The sequence below is a fragment of the uncultured Mesonia sp. genome, from assembly GCA_947499595.1.
GTDB lineage: Bacteria > Bacteroidota > Bacteroidia > Flavobacteriales > Flavobacteriaceae > Mesonia > Mesonia sediminis.
In genome coordinates this window covers 1-484 of the sequence record CANMOY010000046.1, presented here as the reverse complement: position 1 = coordinate 484, position 484 = coordinate 1, and the positions used below count along the sequence as shown (strand labels likewise).

Genomic DNA, 484 nt, shown 5'->3' with positions numbered 1-484 from the left:
TTATTATAGTTGTTTTTCTTACTGTTCTGAGCTCTTAATTTTGTTGAATCTCCAGCGATAAGTTCGCCGCCTATAAGGTTAAAATTTTTGGCAATGCTAACACTCGCCCTAAACACACGAGCGATTGCCTTTGGATTGTTTTTTCTAAAGCGTGCAATGGTATTATGGTCTGGCTTTAGGTTTTTTAAAAGCCAAATAACTTCCAGATTGCGGTGACATTCTTTTTCTAGGTGGCGTGAAGAACGCATCCGGTTCATATAACCATAAATATAAAGCTTGAGTAAATCGCCTGGATGGTAGGGCGGACGTCCTTGAGTTGCTAAGCTGTTAAAGCCTAGTTCTTGCAAATCTAACTGCTCCACAAACTGATCGATAAACCGAACGCTGTTATCGGCAGGGACCATATCGTCTAAACAAGTGCTGTATAAAGTTAATTGCTCCCGGTCTTCTCCTTGTTGATATTCCATTTTTAAAGATAAAAAAA

1 protein-coding gene is annotated in these 484 nt (G+C 39.3%); it reads right to left on the bottom strand.

What is annotated here, in order from left to right; translation table 11 throughout:
• Window positions 1–467: transposase (locus ACH2AZ_RS12505; protein ID WP_394908101.1), on the bottom strand; the 467-nt coding region annotated here is incomplete at its 3' end.
• Between the last annotated feature and the right edge of the window lie 17 nt (window positions 468–484).